The sequence below is a fragment of the Lysinibacillus sp. NPDC096212 genome, from assembly GCF_044763105.1.
Taxonomy (GTDB): domain Bacteria; phylum Bacillota; class Bacilli; order Bacillales_A; family Planococcaceae; genus Lysinibacillus.
Window position 1 is genome coordinate 106,045 of sequence record NZ_JBIWFQ010000018.1, and the last position, 16,811, is coordinate 122,855.

Below are 16,811 nucleotides of genomic sequence, written 5' to 3' on the forward strand. Positions count from 1 at the left end.
CTTTGATTAGTTAAAAATTGCACGCACCTTTTCTTCTGTCGGGTGTTCGATAATCCCTTTTTCTGTAACAATCGCTGTTATGAGTGCAGCAGGTGTCACATCAAAGGACGGATTGTACACCTTTACATCAGCTGGCGCGATGTATTGTCCTGTTGGTTTTAACACTTCATCTACACTACGCTCTTCAATCGGGATATTTGCACCAGTTGGGCAATGTAAATCAATCGTTGGTGTAGGTGTCGCTACATAAAAGGGAATATTATAGTATTTTGCTAAAATGGCCACCCCGAGTGTACCAATCTTGTTAGCAACATCGCCATTTGCAGCTACACGATCACAGCCAACTATGACTCCCTGCACTTTGCCCTGTGCCATCACCGTCGCTGCCATATTATCCGTAATCAACGTAACATCAATACCAGCATTAAAGAGTTCAAAAGAGGTAAGCATGGCACCTTGGAAACGAGGTCTAGTCTCGTCAGCAAATACTTTAAAACTCATCCCCCGCTCCTTTGCCAAATAAAAAGGAGAAGTTGCTGTGCCATATTTTGTCGTAGCCAAAGCGCCGGCATTACAATGAGTTAGTACCCCTTGGCCATCTTCCAATAGCGTCAATAAATGTTCACCTATGGAACGATTAATCTCGATATCTTCAGTATTAATAGCAATTGCCTCTTGTAATAAAATGTCTTGGAACGTTGCTAAATCACTCGTCTCTATTTGCAAAGCTTTCTGTTCCATTCTTTCTAAAGCCCAGAATAAATTGACAGCTGTAGGACGAGACGTTGCTAAATACTGTACTTGCTTTTGTACTTCTTCCTTTGCCGCACTAACGGAACCTTCATAGTGCTGAATCGCCACATATACCCCGTAAGCTGCTGTTACACCTATGGCGGGAGCCCCTCGTACTATCATTGTATGAATAGCACTCCATACTTTTTCTACAGTTTGGACTTCTACATACACAATGTCATTTGGCAATTTTGTTTGATCTAGTAGAATGAGTGTATCTTTTTTCCATTCTATTGTATTTAATTCCATTAAATCAACACCCCATTCTTATATTTTAGTAATAGCTTTATATAGCCCTGAATATGGCTGATTTCCTTATTTAAGATACACTCTTTCGCAATCTTTAAACAACGTCTTTCGGCTGTTATACGAGCGTCTTTTGGTTCAATGGTCGTAATATCTGCTACTTTGGCTAAGCCAATTATTCGACGGTTCATCTCAATCCCTGCAATTGCAAATGCATCTCGACTGATTCGTTCCATATAGTCATCGAGTAAGGTTGCATAAACAGCAAACTGCTCCGTTGATGTTGCTAAGATATTTCGTGCCTTCTTGTGGAATAATTGAATAGTAGATAGTAATGTTTCTTCAATCCACGAAACAAATTCGTCTTCTTCGTAAGCTAATCCTCTTGCCCAGGAAAATGTTAGGTTGGCGATTAAATTCCCCACATCATAACCTATAGGTCCATAAAAGGCGAATTCTGGATCAATAACCTTCAATGTTTTCTCATTAATAAAAATAGAGCCTGTGTGCAAATCACCATGTAAAAGCGCTTGTGCCTCTGTTAAAAACTGTATTTTCCGTTTAGCAACTTCTAAATGTAAATCTGTATCCTCGTATACATACGAATGTATCCACTCTTCATTTCCAGCCGTTAGAATATTTTGCTTTTTGAAATCAATATAAGGCTCTGTATAAACTAGATGTTCTGTAATTTCACACAGCTCAGGGTTGATGAATCGCTTTTGACATTCTTTTTTCTTTTTTGGATCTAATAAAAAATCCGTTGTTCGAATAAGATTTTCCGCCATAAAAGTAGAGATTAACTCGGCGAAATGATCAAACGTTTTAAATTCGTTCAATTGCTTTCTCATAATCTCAAAATCTTTTAAATCTTCCATTACGCAACAACTCATAACTTCATCAAACAATAAAATTTCTGGTACAAGGGAAGGTGTCAGTTCCCCTTCAATTATTAAAGCTTCTGTTTCTATTCGATTCCGATCTGTCGAGAGCACGAAATCATCAGAGATACGAGCTTGTGGACCAGCTTGTTTGACGATGACAGAGTCACCTTGCTCATTTTTCACACGAAATACATAATTTAAATTGCCATCACCAATTTCGTCACTATGTAGCGTTCCACTAAAACCTTTAATTTTTGCTTGTACATAGCTTTTTACATCTTCTTCGTTCATTAAAAAATATTTGGAATACATAACAATAACCTCCTATTTTTTTCGGCTGTAGTACGTTGAAGCTAGCGCAAATGCTAAAACAAGTCCTTTAATAATATTTAAAGAATAGTAAGGAACTGATAACATTACTAATCCATTTTCTAAAATACCGACTAATGCGGCTCCGAATAATGTTCCAATGGCATTTGGTTTACCATGACCAGCGAATGATTGCCCTATAAAAGCAGCAGCAACAGCTGGCATTAAATACCCTGCACCTGCATTAATTTGCGCAGACCCGATTTGAGATGCGAGTAATAACCCACCAATCCCAGCTAAAACTGCTGAGAAAATATAAGCTAACATTTTATAACGGTTGACAGGAATTCCCGATAATTTTGCTGCTTCTTCATTGCCTCCAACAGCGTATAAAAAACGTCCATGTTTGGTATATGTTAAAAATACATGTACTAACATAACGATGACCAACATGATTAAAATGATCCAAGGTGTCTTACTTAACAATAAGAAGAAATCCGAAATTCTACCTTCTGTTGGTGTCCCATCTAAACGAGGCATACCAACAGAGATTGAACCACCTCCTGTATATGTCATAGCAACACCTTCAACAATAAACATAGTTGCTAATGTGGCAAACAAATCGGGTATTTTCACTTTTACGATTAAAAACGCATTAAATAGTGCTACACAAAGCACGGCTAAAATAGCAACCAAGATGGATACACTTGTTGGCATGCTAAACCATACAAACATAGATACAACAACTGAGTTCGCCAATGTGGCTGTCGAACCAATCGATAAGTCGAAACCATTAACAGATAAAGAAACTGTTAATCCAACTGCTATAATCGTAACGATTGAAATACTTCTTAAAATATTTAAGACATTATTTGTTTGCATAAAATTAGGGATAGAAACAGTAAAAACAATAATCAATAAAATAACAGCTAATACAATTGCCCAATCCTTTATAAATAATAGCGTTTGATTATTTTTACGCTCTTGCATACGCTTCCCCTCCAGTAGCATAGAACATAACTTCATCTTCTGTCGTTTCGCTTGTGACTAACTCTTTCACAATTTTCCCATCGTACATCACATAGATTCGATCGGTAATTAACAAAATTTCACTTAATTCACTTGTCGCATAAATAACGCTCTTTCCTTCTTTTGCCTGCTCATCAATTAGATTAAAAATATCGCTTTTAGCTCCAACATCGACACCTTTTGTAGGTTCATCAAAAAGAAGAATTTCTGCATCGGTCATTAACCATTTACCAATTGCGATTTTTTGTTGGTTACCACCAGAAAGATTCGCTACCTTTTGAAGTTCGTTCGGTGTTTTAGCGCCTATTTTTTGAATCATTGATCGAGCAGCCTCTCGTTCATTCGCTTGTTTAATAAAACTACCTAAACGTGTGAATGGCCGTAAATTGACCATCGATAAATTTTTGAATATCGGCTCTTCAACAAATATCCCTTCTTTCCGGCGTTCTTCAGGAATTAAACCGAAACGGTTTTTAACAGCATGGTAGGGACTTAGGTTTTTAATAGGTTTCCCATACAATTCCATAGAACCAGATTTAATATTAGACATACCAAATATCGCTTTGCATAATTCTGTTTTACCAGCTCCAACTAAACCAGCCAGACCAATAATCTCATGTTTATTGACATGAAAAGATACGTCATTTACTAAGCCTGAATCGTCGACAAGATGGTTGATCTGTAAGGCTATTTGTCCTTTTTCTTTTAATTGTTTGTGATGAACTAAATCAAAAGTTTTACCAAGCATTTGCTCGATAACTTGATTTTGAGTAATCCCTTCAATTAAGCTTTCTTTTACAATTTTGCCGTCTTTCATAATGGTAATTTTTTCGCAGATTTCAAATAGCTCTGGTAATCGGTGAGAGATAAAGACAATTCCAAGATGATGATTTTTAACTAAATCTCGAACTAGAGAAAACAATTTCTCAGTTTCTGCTTGGCTTAAAGGGGCGGTAGGTTCATCTAATATAAGAAATTTTCTCTCATGAATTAATGCCCGCGCTATTAACACCATTTGTTTATCCGCTAAAGAAATATCCTGCACCTTTTTTTCAATATTTAACTTAATACCAATCCGATCTAACACATCTTTTGTACTCTGACGGATTTTTCGCCAATTGATAATTGACTTTTTATCGAATATCAGTTGATCTAGCATAATATTCTCTGCAACACTTAAATAGGGTATTAACGCTGTATCTACTTCTTGATAAACAATATCTATACCTAATTCCTTTGATTTTTTCGCATCAGTAATAGAAACTAGTTCATCGTTTATAAAAATATCACCCGTATAATGCGGATAGGCTCCTGAAAGAATTTTCATTAGAGTCGATTTACCAGCCCCATTAGCACCAATGACAGCGTGAATTGTGCCTGATTCTAGTTGAAAATCGACATCACTTAAGGCTTTCACACCGGGAAATTCGATTGAAATTTTTTTCATCTCAATGACTGTCTTGGCTTTCATAGCTAACACGCCTTTCACTTTTAGGTAAAAGAAAACGTCTTATTGAAAACAAGACGTCATCTTTGTATTATTTTGAATAGTGTTCACGTAATGTTTTCATCCATTCCTCATCAAAATCAGTAGATACGCCCCAACCATCAATAATTTCATTTAAATTGAGCATCGTTGTATTATCTTTTAAATCACTTTGTTTAATTAGCTTTGCTTCTAAATCATACTCTGCTGGAGTTTCTTCACCCGCTAATTTTTTCGCCATTAAACGCATATTCATACGACCGATTAGCGCTGGGTCTACAGCAGCTGTGGAAATCCATTGACTATTATTTTCTTTCATTAAGTTAATATCTTGATTTGATACATCGATTGAAACCAATTTAATGTCTGAACGATTGTTATCTACTAATGCTTTATAAGCCCCTTTTGCTAACTCATCCCATGAACCCCAAATAGCATCTACTGTACCTTCAGGATATTTTGCTAAAACGGCATTCACTTTTGCAGCAATATCACCTTGAATATCTTGGAAATTAGTAGGTCCAATTGTTTCTAAAGTGACAATTTCACCTTTATCTTCAAACTCTTTATATATTTCCTGACGTCTATCTAAAGGAGATAATCCCCCAAACCATAGTTTAATAACCTTTACAGGCTCCTTACTTAAATCCGCAATTTCTTGAAGAGATAAACGTGCTAACTCATAATCATCTTGGAATGTAGCAGTAACACCATCTAAACTCTGACCATTCTTTTTAGCGACAGTATCAAATAATGTCACTTTAATCCCTTTATCAACAGCAGGCTTAATCATGTCATATGAATAATCTTCTTTACCGTGTGAAATAATAATACCGTCATAGTCTTGCTGTATAATTTGCGAAACTAATTCTTGGAACTTAGCATCATTATTTTCAACTATCTGCGTATCCACTTTGAACCCCAGCGCTTCGCCTTCCTTACGTGCACCATCTAAAAATTGTTTCGTATGATCATCTGATGCTAGATTACGTAATACAGCAATTTTTTTACCGTTTTGTACACCTTCAGGAACACCTTCAATAATTTCGTTTGTGTCACTTTTAGCATTATTTCCGCTATTGTTACTACAAGCTGCCAAAACAAGTATTCCCACAAGCAACATCAACGAGACTCCAAATCTTTTCATGAAAATCCCCCTTTTCTATTAAAAAATGATATGAAACTCTCGACTAAGCATCAATTTCAAATAATCATATTATTCAGAATATTTTTTGTCAACTTAAAATGTTAAATAAAATCATTTTTTAGTTATTTTTTTTCATCAATAATTACATTTTGTTTATTTTAAACGGAATTATTAATCGAAACGTTTATTATTTCACAATACAGAAGAATATATAAAATCAAATCTTTTATCCTCGTGAGTAAGACAAATCTATTTGGTAGTTTTCACGATTCTCAAATTAAATAATAAAAAAACTGTTTTTAAAAATAGTATTTGGCAACAATTTTTTTCTAATTGTTCCGATAAATCTCGAAATCTTTCCGATAAAACATAAAAAACAGTGAATCCGCATTTGGATTCACTGCTTCTCTTTAAAATTTTGAGCCTTTATCGCCGTATTCGTTTAGTAGTTCTTCAAACGATTTGTTTTTTTCACGTTGTTTGCGCTCAAAGGCTAGTTTTGCTTGGCGCTCTTCTTCTGCGGCCTGCTCTTTCGCTGTTAAATCTTGCTTGGCCGCTTTTAATTTGGCAAGCACGTCACCGCCTAGCTGATCGGCTAATGTAACTGCCTCCTGCTTTGGTAGACTAGCTGTTACGCTACTATCCACGCGTTGCTGTTGTTTTCGTTTCTTTCCCATTGCAATTCACCTTCTTATTCACTTCAAGGGCGCTTGACTACAGTTGCTACACCTTGTCCACCACCGATACATAGTGTTGCGAGACCTGTCTTTGCATCACGCTTTTCCATCTCATGTAAAAGTGTTACTAAAATACGTGCTCCACTTGCACCAATCGGGTGGCCAAGGGCAATTGCGCCCCCGTTCACATTTAGTTTATCATGATTAAAGCCTAGTTCGCGATCTACAGCGATTGATTGAGCTGCAAAAGCTTCATTTGCTTCAATTAAATCTATATTATCTAACGTTACATCAGCTTTTGCCAATGCTTTCTTTACGGCCGTTACAGGGCCAGTTCCCATTATAGCTGGGTCAACACCCGCGCTTGCATTCGCTGTAATTAGTGCGAGAGGTCGAATGCCTAACTCGTCCGCTTTTTCTTTCGACATGACAACGACAGCCGCTGCACCATCGTTAATGCCTGATGCGTTTGCTGCTGTTACGGAGCCATCCTTTTTAAAGGCAGGTCGTAGTTTTGATAGCGACTCAGCTGTAACGCCTTGACGCGGGAATTCATCTTTATCAAAAATAATAGGATCGCCCTTACGTTGAGGAATTTCCACCGCAACGATTTCCTCGTTAAACTTCCCTGCTGCCATTGCCGCTTCTGCGCGCTGTTGTGAACGTGCTGCAAAGGCATCTTGTTCCTCTCGGGAAATCTCATAGGCATCACATAAATTTTCAGCTGTAACGCCCATATGATAGTCATTGAATGCACACCATAATCCGTCATGAATCATCGTATCGACTACTTTTTGATCTCCCATGCGGAAGCCTTCTCGTGCATTTCTTAATACATACGGTGCTTGGCTCATATTTTCAAAGCCACCTGCAACGACAATATCCGCATCACCTGCTAAAATGGCTTGTGTCGCTAAGTGAACCGATTTTAGTCCTGATCCACAAACTTTAATAATCGTTAATGCAGATACTTCATGTGGCAAGCCTGCTGCAATCGCTGCTTGACGAGCTGGATTTTGTCCAAGTCCAGCTGATAAAACATTCCCCATAATAACCTCGTCAACTTGTTCACCTGCTACACCAGCACGTGCTAATGCTTCTTTAATAACAATACTCCCTAATTTTGTCGCTGGTACGTCCTTTAATGTTCCTTGGAATGAACCAATAGCTGTACGTACAGCACTTACTATTACTACTTCTTTCGTCATAAACATTCTCCCCTTTTCCCCGTTCAAAAATGAACACTGCATGCATATGCTACTAGCAGATATATCTATTTTAACAAATATTTTGACGATTTTCGATAATAGAAATAATCGCAGTTTTGCTAAAGATAATGTAAAATGTTGACGTGTTTTAAACAATCTCAGTTGGGAACATTACAATTAAGAAAAGTGCATACATACAAAAGATGTCGCTTGTATGCCAAGACAACAAAAGAAACAGGACGTGGAGGTGCTAATAATGAAAAAGAAAATGCTTTTATTTTCAGGTATAACAACGACGATTGCCGCAGCAGCAACTGGTCTATTCGGCTTCGCGCTCTCCAATAAATTAATGTACATTAAGCAAAAGGATCCTGAATTTGTTCGTGAACGTGAAACCACTGCTAAACGTTTTGATGAAGCTTGGTACAATAAAAATTTAAAATGTGAATTAAATATTGACTCGCCAAATGGCTATACGATTCGCGGCATTATGTTTCAGCCATTGGAAACAAATAATACCATCATTATTTGCCATGGTGTAACAGAAAATAAAATCAACTCCGTCAAATATGCTCGACTTTTTGAACGACTTGGCTACAATTCCGTTATTTTTGACCATCGTAGACATGGGGAGACAGGTGGGAAAACGACTAGCTACGGCTATTATGAAAAAAATGACCTTGACGCGGTAGTCAAAACGATAAAGGCAATGATTGGAGAAGACGCCATTCTTGGTATTCACGGTGAATCGATGGGTGCCGCAACAATGCTACTATATGCAGGAACTGTAGAGGATGGTGCAGATTTCTATATTTCTGATTGCGCGTTTTCTGATTTTTCAATGCTGCTGAAACAAATTGCGAAGACGGAATTTAAATACGGCTCGATTATTCCAATTCGTTTTGCAGATTTTTTTGTCCGCTTACGAGACGGTTATTCGTTTAAAAGCGTGACACCTTCTGAGGCTGTGACAAATATCGAAAAGCCTGTGCTTTTTATCCATAGTATACCTGACACATTTATCCCAGCTTCCATGTCACTGGATTTATACAATAAAAAAAGTGGTCCTAAGAAACTGAAGCTTTTTGATAAAGGTGCTCATGCACAGTCCTTTAATGAAAATATGGCTGAATATGAGGATTTAATCCATGACTTTTTAGAAAACTTCATCTATCAAAAAATTAATCGTGATTCTTCTTCATCTAATGTCATTCCATTTCATTTTTAGGACAAATGAAAACAATGTGTCAACATTAAATAAAATATAGCTCTTCTGCAAAACGAGGGGGTGATTTCCGTTCCGACTGGGCGCTTTGTAGCTGACGCTTTGCTTTCGCTACAGAAAACATTTGTTGCTGCCGCTTCGCTTTCGCACAGAGCAAAGCTTCCTGGGGGCGTCCGATGAGCCGCTTAGGCCAACACGATGTTGGTCACGAAGGCGTTATCACAGGATGTGATGGTTTTAGCCTTCGTTCCTCTGCCTGCTCGCTCCAGGGTCTCGGGCCAACACGATGTTGGTTACGAAGGCGTTATCACAGGACGTGATGGTTTTAGCCTTCGTTCCCCTAATTCCCAAGGAGTCGCCCAGTCTCCACTCCAATCAACCAATTCACATAGCATGTACCTTCTGACATGTCAGCGGCATCATAAAAGACGGAAAGCGAGTAGCCTAGGATTGAATTCACCCTCATTTTAAGCTCCATAACATTCATAAAAATTTCCTTGACCATTTTATTTTTCAATGAAATGAAAGTGGCATATTAAATAAAGTATGGCTCTTCCTCAAAATGTATCTGTGGAAAAGCAAAGTGGCACGACTCTCACAGATAACATAAAAAACCTTGCAATACTGAACTACACTTCCAATTGTTAGATGGTGTTAACAATTGGGTGCAGCTCGATACGCAAGGTTTTTAAATTTTTTATTCTGCAAAAACGATATGCCATTCATCACGTTTTGCTAAAAATTCTTTAGCTAACGCTTGTGCACCTTCTAGACTATGGCTAGCTGCCCAGCCGCATTGTACTTCATTGCACGCAGGGACTGCAGTGGCCTTTGTTACATCCATAAATGTTTTTTCTAAAATATTTAATAAGTCTTCATAATCATTGTGATTTATTAGCGATACATAGAAGCCTGTTTGGCAACCCATTGGACTGAAATCAACAATATGATCAGAGTAATTGCGAATAATGTCTGCCGATAAATGCTCTAAGGAATGTAATGCAGGCATTTCCATATGCTCTTTATTTGGCTGTTTAAATCGAATATCATATTTGTACACTTCATCGCCTTTTTTTCCTGTTTTAACACCTGCTAAACGTACATATGGCGCTTTTACTTTCGTATGATCTAAATCAAAACTTTCAACATTTGTTTTTTCTTTCTGCAATACAAACAACTCCTTTATATAGAATATTTTTATTATAACGAGTTTTCCGATAGATTTATATGCTTTTTATAAATTATTCAAATAATTTATAAAATTCAATTTTACATTGGCGTAATTGTTGTTGCTGTCGCTTCGCTTTCGCACAGTAAACATTTGTTGCTGTCGCTTCGCTTTCGCACAGTAAACAATTGCTATAAGAAGTAAAAAAACAACCAGCCCGGCTTGGACTAGTTGTTCTTTAAAAATTCCAATTATTTTTGGAATTTATTCATTTGTGACATCATTTGACGTACTTGCTTTTCAGACGGAGTACGACCCATTTGCGCCATCATCATACGAATCATTTGTTCGTTAATTGGTGGGTTTTCTTTTAAATATTTCATCATAGCTTGACGAGCTAAAAAGAAACCAAGTGCTGCGCCCGCTGCTAATGCGATAATTACGATAATAATCCAGCCCCATGTAGGCATACAACCAACCTCCTCCACTACAATATATACCGAGAAAAAAACTCTCCACGCTCCATTATACACCAAATATTAGCGTGTTACTATATATTGTAGTGAAAATTCCTAATGCATTGTATACTTCATTGGCTTTAGCCACCCACACTCATTATCTTGTTTATTAAATGCAATAAAGCGCTCGCTCATCTTCGCAAGCATTTGGAATAGATCCAAATCAAGCATTCGTGAACCCTCACAATAAACACAAATTTTGCGTTCCACTAAATAAATAGCCATTTTTCCTTTTATAGGATGTTCTAAAAATAAAGCATTACGAGCTCTCTCTAAATGTGCATACTTAGAATCTAGTTGCGCCTCAAGCATCGTAGCAATCTCATCGAAGCGTACGGTTTCACATATATATGCAAGCTCTTTTAAGGATTTCTCGTTAGCGTCTTCACAGCCCTGCATCATTTCTAATAACTTACGCTCTCTGCCGAAAATAAACGTTAAATGCTCTTCTTTTATTTTATATATGGAATAGGTTCTCACTAGAAATCCTCCTTCGCTCATTTCTTTTTCATAAGTATAGCTCATCCATACTTTTTAATTTGTCAAACGAAGGAGGCATTCATCTTCTATTTTTGTCGAAAACTTTCTACTTTCCGTTCTATCAAATGCTTTATGGCTAATTAAGTTTTTTACAATTTTAAGCTTCTTCTATAGTACTTAGAATATTCTCAGCCTCAAGACCTAGAGTAAAATCAATTTCCAGTCCGTTTTAGCAAAGCTTTCTAATAGGTAATATAAAGGTATCAACGAAAGGAGCTAAAACATATGAGAAAATTTTTTCTACTAATCGGAGGCTTTATCGCAGGATGTGTTGCACTCGCTTTAACTGGACCACTTGCAGGTCTACTATTTTCTGGATTGTTTGTAGCACTCGGTATGCACTTCTACACTTCAAGTAAATCGACATTCGGTAAAATCTTATGGTTTACAGTGGGTCTGATTGGTGTGCTATCAGCAATATCTAATATCCCTGCAATGGTTGGTTTAGCAGCAATCGCTGTCATCTATGTTATCTATAAAAAATGGAATGGCGAAGATGTAAAAATCCCAACAATTGAAGCTAAAAAAGAAGATCCATTTACAAACTTTGAAAAAGAATGGTCTAACTTAACAAAATAAAAGGAGCGAATTTACATGAACTTATTTCAACGTTTTAAATATACAATAGAGGCAGATTTACATCAGTTATTTGATAAGAAGGAACAAAAAAACCCAATTGCGATGTTAAACCAATACATTCGTGAAGCAGAAAAACAAACAGAGCAAACTGGAAAATTATTAGAGCGTCAAGGTCAGCTAAAAGAAAAACTAGAGCAAGAATTTAAGCAAAATGCAGAATTACTAGCTAAACGTGAGGCTCAACTAACATTAGCTACTACTAGCGGTGAGCAAGATTTAATCGATTTTGCTTCTGATGAAGTTGCTGCATACACAGCACGTAACAATACATTACAAGCTAGTATCGAAGCTAGTACACGTGAATACTTCGAGCTTGAACGCAAATTTGAAACGATGAAACACAAAATTAAAGACATGAAAGTGCGTCAATTACAGCTTATGGGCAAAGAAAACGTCACACGCGCTCACCATCAAATGGACGGAATGATTGCTAAAAACAACAAAACCAACTTTGAAGATTTAGAATCGTATATCGATAAGCTTGCTTACCAAATCGACAAAGATCATGAAGTAACATCTTTCGAGTCTCGTCTAGCGCAGCTAGAAAAAAATGTCGCAGAAGACGCACCACTGCTAATTGAAAATAAATAACAATAACTGCTAATTGAAAAAAATAACATGTTATAATAAAAGAAATAAGGGATGCCTCAATTATTGAAGCATCCCATTTCTTTGAAGAAAAACCTTTGCACTTATTGAAGGTGACCAAAAAGAGATAAAGGAAATTGTAATAATGAAAATAATAGTAAACAGAAAGTGGTTTAGTCCTATGATTAAAATATGTCTTTTTACTTTGTTTATTCTAATATTACTTATATTCATGTTATTAGGTTATCGCTTCATAGTACAACAACAAATTAAACAAAAAAGTGCTGATATTATCGAAAATGGTGGTATTAGCGAGTTAAAGGAAATCAATGTAAATGGAGATAAACAATATATATTGGTAGAAGGAAAAGATAAGGAGAAACCATTTTGTTTATTCTTACATGGTGGGCCAGGATCACCATTCCCCTATGGCGTGAGTGCGAGAACATTGTATCCTGAAATAACCGAAAATTGCGTTGCCGTTTATTATGATCAAAGAGGTTCCGGAAAAAGTTTTAACAAGAAAATAACGAATGATACACTGACCCTTTCTCAATTTACAGAAGATGCTAATATAATAGTGGATTATATTAGAGAACACTATCAGCAGGAAAAAATATTTGTCATTGGTCAGTCCTTCGGTACAGTAATTGGAACTCAATTAGTATCTAATTATCCTGAGAAGTTCCATGCCTACTTAGGAATTTCCCAATTAACCAGTACTATTAAAGGCCAAGAACTTGGATACAATTGGTTACAGAGTGAAGCTATAGCTAATGGAGATAAAAAAACACTCCAAATTTTAGAAGATATAGGAAAAGGTCCTTATTTAGCAAAAGATGAGGATCAATTTAGCGATCTTATCAATCAATATAAAGGCATGAATTATTTTGATGAAACGATCAAGAAAGTGAATATCTTTGAGTTGATAAAAGGGGCTTTCATTTCCCCTGATTACTCTTTACAGGATCTGTATAAAGCATTTATTTCAGGGCCACAATTTAGCCTTATAAAAAGCCAAGAGCTAAAAAAAGAAATCATCCTTACTAATTTTTTTGATTCTGTAAAAAGTATGGATATACCCGTTTATTTTATACAAGGTAAATATGATAAACAGACGAACTATGAATTAGCAAAGCAATATTATGAGTTATTAGATGCACCAAATGGTAAGGAGTTTATCACTTTAGAGCACTCTGCCCACTATCCAAATACATTGGATTCAATGTTGATGAATGACACAATCAAAAAAATGCTTGAAGATAATTAAAAGGCTCATCACCAAAAATTGGGAAGACATTTGTAAAAACGCATGCCATATATTTAAGTTGATTGGAGTGGAGGCTGGGCGACTCCTTGGGGATTAGCGTCACAGATGAGACCCTGGAGCGAGCAGCGCGAGTGAAGCGGCTCATCGGACGCCCCCAGGAAAGCGCACAGCCGGAACGGAAATCAACCCTACGTTATGGTAATGAGATAATCAAAAACACTTTTACATGAAATATCTTATTTTAAGAGAAGTTCGTCTTCTCTCATCAATTTGTAGAAAGAAGGTTGACCCTCTTGCAAAATTTCACAACTAATAAGCTCACATTTGGGGTACTATGCTTCTTTTTACTCGTTTTTGTGGAGCTCACAATTTTTAATAACGGTGGCGCCTTTTGTCTATTGATTGGAGTAGGACTTCTTTATTTAAGCTTCTCGAAAAAAAATCGTTTCTTTAAATGGACAGGAATTTTCTTTATCTCCATTGCACTCTTTACGATGTGGAGTTTACGCTTATTTATCGTCATCATTCTCTTATATATGCTCTATCAATACTTACAAAGAGAAAACTCAGCAAAAGTTGTTGGTTTGGAGCTTTTCGAAAAGCTTCCCACTACGAAAAACGAATTATTCGGTACATTGCCTGCGCCAGTGGAAGCCTATAAATGGCAAGATGTCCAAATACAGCGACTTGCAGGTGATATTACGATTGACACAACACAAACAATTTTACCTGCCGGCACAAGCATCATTACGATTCGACAAGGCATTGGCAAAGTACAAATTTATATCCCCTATGAAATTCCATTCCGCTTACACTATACGACATTGTTTGGTGAAATAAAATGCCTACACGTTGGACCACAACGCTTACTGAATGAGAGTGTAAGTTTTTCAGATGGGAACCCTGAGGATGCAAAACGTACACTTGTCATACACGTTGCAACATGGCTTGGGGACTTGGAGGTGCTACGTAAATGATTGCCTTTATCTCAAGAATATTTACTTTACTTTTTATGTTGATGAGTGCTACATTCGGTCTCCTTGTCGCTGTTTGGGGCGAGCCAAACGAGAAAACATGGGAGCCATTATGGCAACAGAATTATAATAATATTCCACTCGGTGGTTTTATTGTCGTCACCCTTTTTGCAATTAGTTTACTGATTGCAAGCTGGATTAGTATGACTGCCCGTGCAAGAGAAGCTCAGGCAACCCGCATCGTGAAACAGTTAGTTGAACCTGATTTTGTATTACCTAAAAAACAGCCTTTACCAAAGCCTTTGAAAAAAGCTTTAGTTCAAACTAGTGAGCTAATTGATACTCAACGAAAAAGCTTACAGCGATTATCCAATGAACGTGCAGAAGCTAACGATAAAATTATTCAAGAGCGCATTATTGCTGAACGTCAACGCCTTGCTCGTGAGCTCCATGATTCTGTATCACAGCAATTATTCGCCGCTTCGATGTTACTGTCCGCATTAACCGAAACCGATGAAAATGCTACAAGCTTAAAGCAAGTCGAAAAAATTGTTCAACAGGCACAGCTTGAAATGCGCGCATTATTATTACATTTACGTCCAGTAGCTCTGCATAATAAAACGCTAGCACAAGGTCTTGAGGAGCTCATTATTGAGCTACAACAAAAAGTATTCTTTCATATTGAATATGAGCTTGAGGAAATGGCATTATCCAAAGCGGAGGAAGATCATTTATTCCGTATTGCACAGGAGGCGTTATCGAATACGCTACGCCATGCCAAAGCGAGTGAAGTTGAATTATTGCTCGTTGCCCGCGATGATTTAGCTATTTTACGTATTCAGGACAATGGCCTCGGCTTTGATGTCGAAGCCGATAAATCTACTTCTTACGGACTGCAAAACATTGCTGAACGTGCTGTAGAGATTGGCTGTACGTACAAAATTGTATCAGTGCCTGGAGAAGGTACAATTGTAGAGGTTAAAGTTCCTCTACAAAAGGAGGTTGAAGTGAATGATTCAAGTGTTAATAGTGGATGACCACGAAATGGTGCGGATTGGTGTTTCTGCCTATCTATCAGCACAACCAGATATCACTGTTGTAGGTGAAGCTGAAAATGGTAAAGAGGCAGTGGAACGTGCTCTTGAGCTGCGTCCTGACATTATTTTAATGGACAATGTAATGCCAGTCATGACAGGAGCTGAAGCGACAGCTGAAATTTTAGCAGCATGGCCAGAAGCAAAAATTATGATGGTAACAAGTTTTTTAGATGATGATAAAGTTTACCCTGCATTAGAGGCTGGTGCAGTCAGCTATATTTTAAAAACATCAAATGCGAAGCAAATCGCTGATGCCATTCGTAAAACAATGGGCGGTGAAACTGTTTTAGAGCCAGAAGTAACATCAAAAATGATGCATCGCATGCGCCACGGCAATAGTACCCCACTGTACGAGCAGCTTACCGAGCGTGAAATGGAAGTATTATTGCTAATGGCTAAAGGCAAAGCCAATCAGGAAATTGCCGACGATTTATACATTGCATTAAAAACCGTAAAAACACATGTCAGCAACATTTTAGCGAAGCTCGATGTTCAAGATCGGACACAAGCAGTTGTCTACGCTTTTCAAAACGGGCTGGCGAAGTAGTTTTTCTTGAGTCGTTTGGTTTATCAGCGATTTTGCTGGGTTTATCAGCGATTCTCGCTCTTTTATCAGCGATTTTACCCGGGCTATCAGCGATTTTTGCTCTTTTATCAGCGATTCTACCCGGGCTATCAGCGATTTTCGCGCTTTTATCAGCGATTCTACCCGGGCTATCAGCGATTCTCGCTCTTTTATCAGCGATTTTACCCGGGCTATCAGCGATTTTCGCGCTTTTATCAGCGATTCTACCCGGGCTATCAGCGATTTTTGCACTTTTATCAGCGATTCTACCCGGGCTATCAGCGATTTTTGCACTTTTATCAGCGATTCTACCCGGGCTATCAGCGATTTTTGCACTTTTATCAGCGATTCTACGATTGAGTCCGTATAATTGTGTAAAAAGAAAAGGGGTCATTTTCTTTCCTCTTGGTTACAATGTTTTCAACCACAAAAATAAAGTAAGGAGAGGA

Annotated in this window: 18 protein-coding genes; 8 read left to right on the forward strand and 10 right to left on the reverse strand. The window is 37.4% G+C overall.

Annotated elements, in window-relative coordinates; all coding sequences use genetic code 11:
* Positions 1-6: 6 nt before the first annotated feature.
* The 7 genes from mtnA to ACIQ7T_RS17575 all read right to left on the reverse strand — a co-directional run bounded on the left by mtnA (position 7) and on the right by ACIQ7T_RS17575 (position 7,778).
* Positions 7-1,041, reverse strand: coding sequence for an S-methyl-5-thioribose-1-phosphate isomerase (gene mtnA / locus ACIQ7T_RS17545; protein ID WP_402872043.1), 1,035 nt, complete (start codon positions 1,039-1,041; stop codon positions 7-9).
* Complete coding sequence (gene mtnK / locus ACIQ7T_RS17550; RefSeq protein ID WP_402872046.1) at positions 1,041-2,234, reverse strand: S-methyl-5-thioribose kinase; 1,194 nt, start codon at positions 2,232-2,234, stop codon at positions 1,041-1,043. The genes mtnA and mtnK overlap by 1 nt, the downstream gene beginning before the upstream one ends.
* Before the next feature lie 12 nt (positions 2,235-2,246).
* Positions 2,247-3,221, reverse strand: coding sequence for an ABC transporter permease (locus tag ACIQ7T_RS17555; protein WP_402872049.1), 975 nt, complete (start codon positions 3,219-3,221; stop codon positions 2,247-2,249).
* Positions 3,208-4,731, reverse strand: coding sequence for a sugar ABC transporter ATP-binding protein (locus ACIQ7T_RS17560; RefSeq protein WP_402872052.1), 1,524 nt, complete (start codon positions 4,729-4,731; stop codon positions 3,208-3,210). Before ACIQ7T_RS17560 ends, ACIQ7T_RS17555 begins: the two co-directional genes overlap by 14 nt.
* A gap of 67 nt (positions 4,732-4,798) precedes the next feature.
* Positions 4,799-5,893 (reverse strand): sugar ABC transporter substrate-binding protein, encoded by a 1,095-nt coding sequence (locus tag ACIQ7T_RS17565; RefSeq protein ID WP_402872055.1) that lies wholly within the window; start codon positions 5,891-5,893, stop codon positions 4,799-4,801.
* A gap of 410 nt (positions 5,894-6,303) precedes the next feature.
* Positions 6,304-6,570: a YqkE family protein gene (locus tag ACIQ7T_RS17570; RefSeq protein ID WP_132363177.1), complete on the reverse strand. Its 267-nt coding sequence runs from the start codon at positions 6,568-6,570 to the stop codon at positions 6,304-6,306.
* A 23-nt stretch (positions 6,571-6,593) separates the two neighbouring features.
* Positions 6,594-7,778: an acetyl-CoA C-acetyltransferase gene (locus ACIQ7T_RS17575; protein WP_402872058.1), complete on the reverse strand. Its 1,185-nt coding sequence runs from the start codon at positions 7,776-7,778 to the stop codon at positions 6,594-6,596.
* A 256-nt stretch (positions 7,779-8,034) separates the two neighbouring features.
* Between ACIQ7T_RS17575 and ACIQ7T_RS17580 the strand changes: the two genes are divergently transcribed.
* Positions 8,035-9,006, forward strand: coding sequence for an alpha/beta hydrolase (locus ACIQ7T_RS17580; protein ID WP_370075062.1), 972 nt, complete (start codon positions 8,035-8,037; stop codon positions 9,004-9,006).
* A gap of 694 nt (positions 9,007-9,700) precedes the next feature.
* On the opposite strand, the gene ACIQ7T_RS17585 is transcribed toward ACIQ7T_RS17580, so the two are convergent.
* The 3 genes from ACIQ7T_RS17585 to sirA all read right to left on the reverse strand — a co-directional run bounded on the left by ACIQ7T_RS17585 (position 9,701) and on the right by sirA (position 11,169).
* Positions 9,701-10,171: an S-ribosylhomocysteine lyase gene (locus ACIQ7T_RS17585; RefSeq protein ID WP_370075063.1), complete on the reverse strand. Its 471-nt coding sequence runs from the start codon at positions 10,169-10,171 to the stop codon at positions 9,701-9,703.
* A 251-nt stretch (positions 10,172-10,422) separates the two neighbouring features.
* Complete coding sequence (locus ACIQ7T_RS17590) at positions 10,423-10,641, reverse strand: YneF family protein (protein ID WP_049668607.1); 219 nt, start codon at positions 10,639-10,641, stop codon at positions 10,423-10,425.
* Between the two features lie 102 nt (positions 10,642-10,743).
* Complete coding sequence (sirA, locus tag ACIQ7T_RS17595) at positions 10,744-11,169, reverse strand: sporulation inhibitor of replication protein SirA (RefSeq protein ID WP_053483154.1); 426 nt, start codon at positions 11,167-11,169, stop codon at positions 10,744-10,746.
* A 285-nt stretch (positions 11,170-11,454) separates the two neighbouring features.
* Here sirA and ACIQ7T_RS17600 point away from each other — a divergent pair, with 285 nt between their 5' ends.
* From ACIQ7T_RS17600 to ACIQ7T_RS17630, 7 genes are all read left to right on the forward strand, one after another.
* On the forward strand, positions 11,455-11,808 hold the full coding sequence (locus ACIQ7T_RS17600) for a lmo0954 family membrane protein (protein WP_370075064.1): 354 nt from the start codon (positions 11,455-11,457) through the stop codon (positions 11,806-11,808).
* A 15-nt stretch (positions 11,809-11,823) separates the two neighbouring features.
* On the forward strand, positions 11,824-12,459 hold the full coding sequence (locus ACIQ7T_RS17605; protein ID WP_402872062.1) for a PspA/IM30 family protein: 636 nt from the start codon (positions 11,824-11,826) through the stop codon (positions 12,457-12,459).
* 142 nt (positions 12,460-12,601) lie between these two features.
* Positions 12,602-13,726 carry an alpha/beta fold hydrolase gene (locus ACIQ7T_RS17610; protein ID WP_402872065.1) on the forward strand — a complete coding sequence of 375 codons (1,125 nt, stop codon included), beginning with the start codon at positions 12,602-12,604 and terminating at the stop codon, positions 13,724-13,726.
* Between the two features lie 293 nt (positions 13,727-14,019).
* Entirely contained in the window at positions 14,020-14,703 is a 684-nt protein-coding gene (gene liaF, locus ACIQ7T_RS17615; RefSeq protein WP_402872067.1) for a cell wall-active antibiotics response protein LiaF, read from the forward strand.
* Positions 14,700-15,737 carry a sensor histidine kinase gene (locus tag ACIQ7T_RS17620; RefSeq protein ID WP_402872070.1) on the forward strand — a complete coding sequence of 346 codons (1,038 nt, stop codon included), beginning with the start codon at positions 14,700-14,702 and terminating at the stop codon, positions 15,735-15,737. The genes liaF and ACIQ7T_RS17620 overlap by 4 nt, the downstream gene beginning before the upstream one ends.
* Positions 15,712-16,344: a response regulator transcription factor gene (locus ACIQ7T_RS17625; RefSeq protein ID WP_370075069.1), complete on the forward strand. Its 633-nt coding sequence runs from the start codon at positions 15,712-15,714 to the stop codon at positions 16,342-16,344. Before ACIQ7T_RS17620 ends, ACIQ7T_RS17625 begins: the two co-directional genes overlap by 26 nt.
* A gap of 32 nt (positions 16,345-16,376) precedes the next feature.
* Positions 16,377-16,811, forward strand: a 435-nt coding sequence (locus ACIQ7T_RS17630; RefSeq protein WP_402872072.1) for a hypothetical protein, incomplete at its 3' end; no start/stop codon positions are given.